The 3,301-nt window shown below is 57.3% G+C and carries 1 rRNA gene; it reads right to left on the reverse strand.

The features are described from left to right. Positions 1-116 precede the first annotated feature (116 nt). Positions 117-3,035: ribosomal RNA gene (locus tag BUQ68_RS22505) — 23S ribosomal RNA — on the reverse strand. Positions 3,036-3,301 lie beyond the last annotated feature (266 nt).

Consider the following 3,301-nt stretch of genomic DNA (forward strand, 5'->3'; position numbering starts at 1 on the left):
TAGGCAGTAGGCAGTAGGTGCCGTTGGCGCGAGGGGTTGGTGTCGCGCCAACCTTCCTACTGCCTACTGCCTCTTGCCGACTGCCTCGTTTCATCCGTTGCGCATCGATAATGAGAGCGATGAAGCCGGTCGAGCGATTAGTACCGGTAAGCTTCGCGCGTTGCCGCGCTTCCACACCCGGCCTATCGACGTGGTGGTCTACCACGGCTCTGATAGGGAGCACTGGTTTTGAGGTTCGTTTCCCGCTTAGATGCCTTCAGCGGTTATCGAGTCCGTACATAGCTACCCTGCTATGCGGCTGGCGCCACAACAGGTCCACCAGAGGTACGTCCATCCCGGTCCTCTCGTACTAGGGACAGATCCTCTCAATACTCCTACACCCACGGCAGATAGGGACCGAACTGTCTCACGACGTTCTGAACCCAACTCACGTACCACTTTAAACGGCGAACAGCCGTACCCTTGGGACCTGCTCCAGCCCCAGGATGTGATGAGTCGACATCGAGGTGCCAAACGATGCCGTCGATATGGACTCTTGGGCATCATCAGCCTGTTATCCCCGGCGTACCTTTTATCCGTTGAGCGATGGCCCGTCCACGAGGGACCACCGGATCACTATGGCCGTCTTTCGACTCTGCTCGACGTGTCAGTCTCGCAGTCAGGCAGGCTTATGCCATTGCACTCGACGAGCGATTTCCGACCGCTCTGAGCCCACCTTCGCGCGCCTCCGTTACTCTTTGGGAGGCGACCGCCCCAGTCAAACTACCCACCACACACTGTCCCGGACCCGGATGACGGGCCGCGGTTAGACAGTCATGACGATAAGGGTGGTATTTCAAGGATGGCTCCACGGGAGCTGGCGCCCCCGCTTCAAAGCCTACCACCTATCCTACACATGCCGACACGAATGCCAGTGTGAAGCTATAGTAAAGGTGCACGGGGTCTTTCCGTCTGACCGCAGGAACCCCGCATCTTCACGGGGAATTCAATTTCACTGAGGTTGTGCTGGAGACAGCGGGGAAGTCGTTACGCCATTCGTGCAGGTCGGAACTTACCCGACAAGGAATTTCGCTACCTTAGGACCGTTATAGTTACGGCCGCCGTTTACCGGGGCTTCAATTCGGAGCTTGCACCCCTCCTCTTAACCTTCCGGCACCGGGCAGGCGTCAGACCCTATACGTCGCCTCACGGCTTCGCAGAGCCCTGTGTTTTTGTTAAACAGTCGCCACCCCCTCGTCTGTGCCCCCCCGCAGCGGTTGCCCGCCACGAGGGCCTCCTTCTCCCGAAGTTACGGAGGCAATTTGCCGAGTTCCTTCAGCACAGTTCGCTCAAACGCCTTGGTATGCTCTACCAGTCCACCTGTGTCGGTTTCGGGTACGGTCTGATGCAGGGGCTATTTCCTGGAACGCCTTCACGGCCCCTCCAATCCGATAAGGAGGAACCATACACGGCATCCGTCACCACCTGCTGGCCGGGGACTGTTCACCCCGTTCCCATCGACTACGCCTTTCGGCCTCGCCTTAGGGGCCGGCTAACCCTGCGCAGATTAGCTTTACGCAGGAACCCTTGGACTTTCGGCGAGGGTGTCTCTCACACCCTTTATCGTTACTCATGTCAGCATTCTCACTTCCGATACCTCCAGGAGCCCTCGCGGGTCTCCCTTCATCGGCCTACGGAACGCTCCGCTACCGCTTGGCATTGCTGCCAAACCCTAAGCTTCGGTGCATGGCTTGAGCCCCGTTACATTGTCCGCGCAGGAACCCTTGTTTAGACCAGTGAGCTGTTACGCTTTCTTTAAATGATGGCTGCTTCTAAGCCAACATCCTGGTTGTTTTGGGATTCCCACATCGTTTCACACTTAGCCACGACTTCGGGACCTTAGCTGTAGGTCAGGGTTGTTTCCCTTTTCACGACGGACGTTAGCACCCGCCGTGTGTCTGCCGGATAGCACTCTTGAGTATTCGGAGTTTGGTTAGGTTTGGTAAGTCTGTGGGACCCCCTAGCCCATCCAGTGCTCTACCCCTCAAGGTGTTCATCCGACGCTCTACCTAAATAGATTTCGCGGAGAACCAGCTATTTCGAGGTTTGATTGGCCTTTCACCCCTAGTCACAAGTCATCCCCGACTTTTTCAACAGGCGTGGGTTCGGTCCTCCAGTGCGTGTTACCGCACCTTCAACCTGCTCATGACTAGATCACCTCGTTTCGGGTCTATTGCTACGAACTGAAGCGCCCTGTTCAGACTCGCTTTCGCTGCGCCTACACCTACCGGCTTAAGCTTGCTCGCAACAATAAGTCGCTGACCCATTATACAAAAGGTACGCCGTCACCCGGCCCACCAAATGCCTTGGCATTGTGGTGGCCGACTCTAAAGTCTTCCAAATTCCCGGCTACCGCCGAGACAAGAAAGACCGCCCCGCCAAGGAATTTGGAGGGCAGGCTCCGACTGTTTGTAGGCATCCGGTTTCAGGTGCTGTTTCACTCCCCTCGTCGGGGTGCTTTTCACCTTTCCCTCACGGTACTGGTTCACTATCGGTCGCTGAGGAGTACTTAGGCTTGGAGGGTGGGCCCCCCATGTTCAGACAGGATTGCACGTGTCCCGCCTTACTCAAGGACCTTGGATCAAATTGCGCCTACGGGGCTGTCACCCATAATGCCCGACTTTCCAGACGGTTCGGCTTGTCAATCCAAGGCCACTGGCCTGGTCCGCGTTCGCTCGCCACTACTGACGGAGTCTCGGTTGATGTCCTTTCCTGCAGGTACTTAGATGTTTCACTTCCCTGCGTTCGCCTCTAACCCCCTATGTGTTCAGGGATCAGATACCCTCATGTGACACCACGAAGCGCAAACACGCCCCAGATCCCTCGCAGGATCCGGCACGCGCTCACGGTTCGGGATGTCGAAGGTGGGTTTCCCCATTCGGAGATCGTCGGATCAAAGCCTGTTCGCGGCTCCCCGACGCTTATCGCAGCGTACCACGTCCTTCATCGCCTCTCAGCGCCAAGGCATTCACCAGATGCCCTTCTCTCACTTGATCGCTCTCATTATCGACGCCCAACGTCATTCCCAAAGGGAATGATGTCGTTTCCCCGAAGGGAACGAAGCCACCTCCCGGAGGAGAGCGGCAGGCTTGCCGCGTGAACCCACGCGGCCGATACGATCGTTCGCCCATGCGGCCGACAGAACTTCGGCAAGCTCGTCCGCACGGGCCAGTCTTTCTTCAAAGACCAGTCATTCTCACGAGACATGTCCCATCCGACCACGGTGCGGTCAAACGCCGTGAGGCCGGTCGACATCGGCACG

It is taken from the genome of Mongoliimonas terrestris (assembly GCF_001927285.1).
Lineage (GTDB): Bacteria > Pseudomonadota > Alphaproteobacteria > Rhizobiales > Pleomorphomonadaceae > Chthonobacter > Chthonobacter terrestris.